The sequence below is a fragment of the Paenibacillus sp. J22FR5 genome, from assembly GCF_059691975.1.
The window spans coordinates 1-6,586 of the sequence record NZ_JCAUAN010000060.1 but is presented as its reverse complement, the minus strand read 5'-3'; the positions used below and the strand labels follow the sequence as shown (position 1 = coordinate 6,586).

6 protein-coding genes are annotated in these 6,586 nt (G+C 43.5%); 4 read left to right on the top strand and 2 right to left on the bottom strand.

Annotated elements, in window-relative coordinates:
• Positions 1-253: 253 nt before the first annotated feature.
• The gene (hisC, locus tag AC58P7_RS33085; RefSeq protein WP_497350319.1) at positions 254-1,372 is read right to left on the bottom strand and encodes a histidinol-phosphate transaminase; all 1,119 of its coding nucleotides are present in this window, start codon (positions 1,370-1,372) and stop codon (positions 254-256) included.
• Between the two features lie 150 nt (positions 1,373-1,522).
• Here hisC and AC58P7_RS33080 point away from each other — a divergent pair, with 150 nt between their 5' ends.
• Positions 1,523-4,210, top strand: a complete 2,688-nt coding sequence (locus tag AC58P7_RS33080; RefSeq protein ID WP_497350318.1) for an ATP-binding protein — start codon at positions 1,523-1,525, stop codon at positions 4,208-4,210.
• A 54-nt stretch (positions 4,211-4,264) separates the two neighbouring features.
• Here the strand turns inward: AC58P7_RS33080 and AC58P7_RS33075 are convergent, their stop codons facing one another.
• Entirely contained in the window at positions 4,265-4,543 is a 279-nt protein-coding gene (locus AC58P7_RS33075) for a hypothetical protein (protein WP_497350317.1), read from the bottom strand.
• Between the two features lie 156 nt (positions 4,544-4,699).
• Here AC58P7_RS33075 and AC58P7_RS33070 point away from each other — a divergent pair, with 156 nt between their 5' ends.
• From AC58P7_RS33070 to AC58P7_RS33060, 3 genes are all read left to right on the top strand, one after another.
• A complete protein-coding gene (locus tag AC58P7_RS33070; RefSeq protein WP_497350316.1) occupies positions 4,700-4,921 on the top strand; it encodes a hypothetical protein in 222 nt (73 codons plus the stop codon).
• A 68-nt stretch (positions 4,922-4,989) separates the two neighbouring features.
• Complete coding sequence (locus AC58P7_RS33065; protein WP_497350315.1) at positions 4,990-5,382, top strand: VOC family protein; 393 nt, start codon at positions 4,990-4,992, stop codon at positions 5,380-5,382.
• Positions 5,383-5,453: 71 nt separating this feature from the next.
• Positions 5,454-6,206 carry a YwmB family TATA-box binding protein gene (locus tag AC58P7_RS33060; RefSeq protein WP_497350314.1) on the top strand — a complete coding sequence of 251 codons (753 nt, stop codon included), beginning with the start codon at positions 5,454-5,456 and terminating at the stop codon, positions 6,204-6,206.
• The last annotated feature ends 380 nt before the right edge of the window (positions 6,207-6,586 follow it).

The window sequence follows — 6,586 nt, the reverse complement described above, 5'->3', positions numbered from 1 at the left end:
ATAATGAGGAACGAATCCAGAAAAAACTAAACAAGCTGACTCCGGTTGAGTACCGGCGCCAACTTGTTTCCTAGGGCTTTTTTTAATGTCTACAAAATTGGGGCTTGACCAAACGAGGTGAAGGGCTGTTTCCATTTATAGGGCAACTGTCTATAATGAACATCATGCGTTCGATTTCCAGAACGATCACGAAGCGGAGGCGGACAGCCATGTCGACTATGTCGATGGGGAAAAAGCTGATAGGGGGCTTTATCTATGCCCTTACAGCGATAATTTCCTTCAAAGCTTGAACCAGCACATCATTTTCTTCGGAAGTGCCTATTGAAATGCGAACGTGATTCGGAAGATTCCAACCCCCGCCATAACGAACAATTACCCCACGACTCATCAAACTGTCATAGATGCTTTTGGCCTGTGGCCCCAGATCGACGAGTACGAAATTACTCATGCTTGGCGTGAAAGGAAGTTCTATTTCACGTAATTGCGTGTACAGTTCTTCCCGCACGGCTTCATTATTGGAACGAGTTGCCTCAAGGTGCCCAGCATCCCTAATCGCAGCAGCAGCGCCAACCTGAGCAAGCATGTTCACATTAAAAGGCTCTTTGACCTGACGAATCCGTTGCAGGATGCCTGCATCTGCGATGCCATACCCCACGCGAATACCAGCTAATCCATATATTTTGGAAAAGGTTTGCAGAACCACAACCGGATAGCCTTCTCGGACGAGCGCAAGGCCGTCGCAGTAATCATCTGCGGTCACGAAATGGCTGTACGCCCCGTCGAAAATGACAAGTACATGCGATGGAAGACTCTTCACAAGCCGATGTAAGTCTGTTTTCGTCATATAGGTTCCTGTCGGATTATTAGGAGAGCAAATATAGAGCATTTTCGTGCGCTTTGTTACAGCAGCGAGAATATCTTCTACTTCATAGCGGAAATTTTCACGCAGCGGAACGTTAATAATACTAGCTCCAAGCAAATTAGCTCCGAATTCGTACTCGCTAAACGTCGGCGAGGGCACTATGACCTCATCACCAGGTTCTAAGTAAGTTTCGGAGAGGAGTGTGATCAATTCATCCCCTCCATTGGTAACAAGGACTTGATCGGATGAGAATCCGCGTTTTTCGGCAATCACTTCTCTAAGATTAACGGTCTCCGCATCTGGATAGCGATGAATCTCCGATAAATAAGCTTGAATTGCCTCTAATGCAAGAGGGGAAGGGCCTAATGGATTTTCATTCGAGGCCAGCTTCGTGACCTGGGTAACCCCGAATTCGCGTTGAACCTCCCAGATGGGTTTTCCCGGCGTGTAGGGCTTCATGCGTGATAAAATGCTGCGAGGATTGATATTTTCGATACCTGGACCGCTCATATTAACCACTCCTTCTTCATGAATACTTCACTTAAATACTACATTAACTCGGTAACGCAGTAAAGTAAAAAGTTTACGTACCCAATTAATGGCAGTCTGTTATATGATACTAATTAGCAGTGTTTATCTAGTAGAAGGGATGACAGCAGGATGAGGAAAATGAGATTCGGTATTCGTTCCAAAATTATGATTGGGTATGCATTCATCATTTTCTGTTTAACCATTTCGTTCATACTCGTTAATCATCAGTTGGTCTCCATGCAAAGAGATCGCAATTATGTGATCGAACACGATTTTGCCGTCAACAAAGAATCGAATCTTATAGAGAAATATGTCATGGATATGGAAAATGGGCAAAGAGGCTACTTACTCACTGGGGATGTCAAATATTTAGAACCCTATACCACTGGACAGACCCAGTGGAGAGACTCCTATAATCGACTAAAAGAATTAACGAATGATAACCCTGTCCAGGAAAAGAATCTGGCGACACTCAAAGAATCTATTGAGAGTTGGCTTGTGCAAACAGGTGAAACCATACCTACGATGAGAAATGGTCTCGAAAACGAGAGCGATTTTAATTTTACATTTTTTATTACCCATCAAAATATTCTTGATATTCGCTCGCAACTAGGTCGCTTTCGCAGCCTTGAAATGGGGTATGTAAAGGATCGGGCGGCACACCTTGATTCTCAGAATGAGATGCTGACTAAATCGTTATTTGTGATGCTAGGGGTGGTGCTGATCTTTTCATTGCTAGCCGCGTTAGTTATCTCGAGGTCGATCGTTGGGACGATTAAGCAGGTTACCAGAAGCATTATCAAATTGAGCTCCATGAAGCGGGATCGTTCGAAGCGCATTCATGTCACGATGAATGATGAGGTGAAAGATTTAGCTGACGCTACGAATGCCTTGCTGGAAAGTCAAGAAGAAATGGAGTGGCAGCAGCGGAAGCTGACAGAGGTGGTCCATATGCTGCAAGGTATCTCCGATTTAGAGACGCTTGGTACATCATTTATTCGTAAAGCGGCAGAGTTATTCGGAGCCTCCTTCGGTGTTTTCTATATTCGTGGTGTACACGAAAGTAAGGATTGTATGATGGAGTTGGCAGCCTATGCGGGCATGGGGGAAAGTGCTGAAGCGGGGAAACCGTATTTCCGCCTTGGCGAAGGCTTGGTTGGTCAGTGCGCGATTGAGAAGCGAATCTTACATCTTACGCATGTTCCTGAAACTTATATCCGTTTGAGGTCTGGACTGGGGTCAGCAAGCGCGAAAAGTGTACTCATTGTGCCCATTATCCATAATCATGAAGTTATTGCGATCATGGAGCTGGCCTCTTTTGATAAATTCACTTCACTACAGCTCAGTTTGTTGGATGATATCCTCGAAGTTTTAGGGACAATTGTGCATAGCGTGCAAACGCGTGTAGAGGTTGAAAGACTTCTAAGAGAGTATCAAGTCATGACAGAGGAGCTTCAAAGTCAGCAAGAAGAACTATTTATAACTAACGAGCAACTGGAAGAAAGGAATCGTTACGCAGATGAAAGATCGAGGGAGCTTGAACATATGAAAGCATCCTTCGAAGAGTACGCCATTCAATTGGAGATGAGCTCGCGGTACAAATCGGAGTTTTTGGCTAACATGTCGCATGAGCTGCGTACGCCTTTGAATAGCATACTAATCCTCTCCCAAATGCTTCAGGAAAACAATAAAGACACCTTGACGAAGGAAGAGCAAGAATACGCTCGTGTTATTCATTCCTCGGGAAATGATTTGTTACATTTAATCAATGATATTTTGGATTTATCCAAAGTGGAAGCTGGAAAATTAGATATTCATGTGAGCGAATTGCATGTTGGCTGGCTCCCGGAGCTGCTGCAAAGTCAATTTGAGAAGGTAGCTGAACAGCGAAATCTTGCCTTTCAGATTAAACTGGATGCTCCGGTAACTGATGCTTTCTACACGGATGAGCAGCGGCTCAGTCAAATCCTCAAAAATTTACTCTCTAACGCGTTCAAATTCACCGATGAGGGCTCTGTGCAGGTGGATATTCGCATGTGCAGCTCAGAAGAAATTAGTAAGCTGCTGCCTTCGGCTAAACATACGCAGGTCATGGCTGTTTCCGTCAGGGATACAGGGATAGGGATACCGCCTGATAAACAAGAAGTCATTTACGAACCTTTCTGCCAAGCCGATGGAACAACGAACCGAAAGTATGGAGGAACAGGCTTAGGTTTGTCGATCAGCCGTGAGTTAGCTCGACTTCTTGGAGGCTGCATTCATATGCAAAGTGAGGAAGGCAAAGGGAGTACATTTACGGTGTTAGTGCCTTCTTTGCCTCATATGCAAGGGGAAACTTCGTCGATGCATATGGAAGTTGCAGCTGCATCCACCTCCACAATCAGTGAACATTTACTTCGTGATGCCTATAAGAAAGCCTCTCATATGGAGGAATCCAATCAATTTAAGGATAGAAAAGTGCTTGTTGTGGATGATGATGTGCGAAATGTATTTGCGCTATGTAATGCATTTGAGAACCAAGGTATCGTCGTTAGCACTGCTCAGAACGGGCAAGAGTGCTTAGAACTTTTGGCCGTGGATCATGGCATTGAACTTATCCTCATGGATATCATGATGCCTGTCATGGATGGGTATGAAGCAATGCGTTTGATTAGAAGGGATAGTCGATATGAGCATGTCCCGATCATCGCACTTACCGCCAAAGCCATGAAACAGGACAGGGACATCTGTTTACAAGCCGGTGCATCAGACTATATTAGTAAACCTCTTAATCTAAGTCAGCTTCTTTCCCTTATGCGTGTTTGGTTGAGCAAATAAACAGAAAGACCTTTGATTACCTTCCAAGTTGGAAGTAGTCAAAGGTCTTTTGCGTTACAGCACATTTCGTTCTGTATGAACTTCAAAATGATAAATAGTGTTTCGCGTCAATACACGGAAATCCAACCCGTCTTGATCAATCGCTTGAACACGTGTTGTTTTGAATGGTGTATGTTGTCTAATTCCAGATAACGTCATCGGACACCCAACTTCGGTCGGGTTCACTTCACGAAATGTTTGCCCTTGAATCTCATCGAAATCGAAACGATCTGACCGATGCTTGGGGGTAATCCCATCCACCTCATAGATTTGCAGTAGCTTTAACAACCTCATTTTTGAGCCCTCCCGTCTGTTGCTTTCGTTTTCATTATACACGGACACCTCCTTTTTGGCGAAGTCTACAAACCTAACATAAACCTAAAGAAGTCCTTATACTTTCCTAGTTTCCAAAATATACAATTGTTATATCTGAATCGGGGGTGTTGCGATATGATACACACGAAAGTAGTCATCGAGGAAAAAGAAGTTCTCATTTTTTTCGAATCTATATATCAAGAGTTTTCACATCTAGCCATTGAAACCATAACGAAACATCTAGTCAATGCTCAGATAAGATATATGTTTAATAACCTGGGATTAGTGCATACAACGAATACCGAAGTTACGCTTTACTCGTTAGATGGTGAGATGGAGACATTGTTCATGAACTGATCGCGGTCTAGCCCTTTCCTTTATTTTTCGCTACAATGAAAGGGTTTAGAACAAGGAGGTATGTACATATGGCTGTTATGAAATTGGAGCATGTAGGCGTCATGGTAGCAAACCTAGAAGCGTCTATTGCATTTTATGAAAAGGTGATCGGACTTAAGCACAAAGGGACGTTACTCCATACCAATGGTGTGATACGTCTTGGTTTTCTTGGCTTTGACGCTAAGAATGAAACAGAAGTTGAATTAATTGAGGGCTATAACGCGAACCTGCCACAGGAAGGCAAAGTGCATCACTTGGCATTTACCGTAGATGATGTGGACGCCGAATTCGCAAGAATTCAAGGCCTGGAGGTTGAACAGCTAGATACTGAGATTACTACCCTTCCGAATGGCTCAAGGTATTTCTTCTTTAATGGGTTAGATGGCGAGCGGATTGAATTTTTCCAATCGACACGCGGGTAGGTTTATCATTTGCTAGTTTAGGGCATACTTTTTACTAGAGTCATAGATTCTAGCAAAGAGGTGCTTTTTTTATGCGCAAGATGTGGACGCAAACGATGATATGTGTAACTATTATTGGCTTATTCTTCGGGTGGATCCGTCACGTGGATGCACAGGCCGAACAAGATGCTCAGCGGTTGCTGAATGTGGCAAAGCCTTTTATTCAAACAAATCAACAAATTACCTTCAAATATACAGGCTATTTCGGAACTTGTGACGGTGTGGATGCCAAGGTCATGGCTGCTGGTGAAAGCTTGTCGCAAAAGCTGGGCTTAATACCAATGAACAATGAGGCACTTCGCTCTCAGCATACTATTTTCAATGTAAAATCAGAAGTTGAACCTGGCGCAGTCATGACATTAACAGTTGCAAGTCCTGTGGGCCAGATGGCATGCTATGCCGTATTACGATTAGATGCTTCGGGAAATGTGGAGCAAGATCACCTGTTGAAATGGCAGGAGCATATGAGCGCTCTTTTAAAGGAACAAGGCATTCCAGGTATGTGGAATGTAATGATACAAGGGAATGCTTCGGATGACGCCATTTCTTTGCAGGGTAACCCTAAGGAATTCCTTGACGAGTTAGTTCATGCTTATAAAGGTAACGTTGTAGAGAGTTACGAGGATACGACAACCTACAGCACATCACTGGCGTCTTCCGAATTCGAAGCTTCTATCCTTAGTGGTAATCAAAAGGTTAATGTGCAAATCGCGCTTCATCTAGAAACGACTTCAGGCATGTGGCGCTTGACCGTAGGAACACCAATTATCACAATGGAATATTAAGTGGGGAAAAGGGTGCAGCTTATGCATCCTTTTTTTTCGTTTATACTTGTAGGAACAATTCGAAACAATTGCAATTGCGGAACTTTTCCAAAGGGGTTGTATTTGGTTTCTGGGCATGGTACATTAGTCCTCGTTGTTCTGAAGCAAACAAGCACAAGCGATATGAAGTGGACTTGCTTTCGGTCAATGAGGTATGGTAAGATGACTTTCCGACAGACGTCGACACAAATTGACAAGAAAAAAAGTGCTTGCAATTAAGAAACGTTCTGTGGTATATTACTTCTCGCTGCTTCGGTAACACGGCAGTGAACGAAAGAAATTGATCTTTGAAAACTGAACAACGAGTGAGTAAGCACGAACGAGAAATCGTTCAAAAAAGA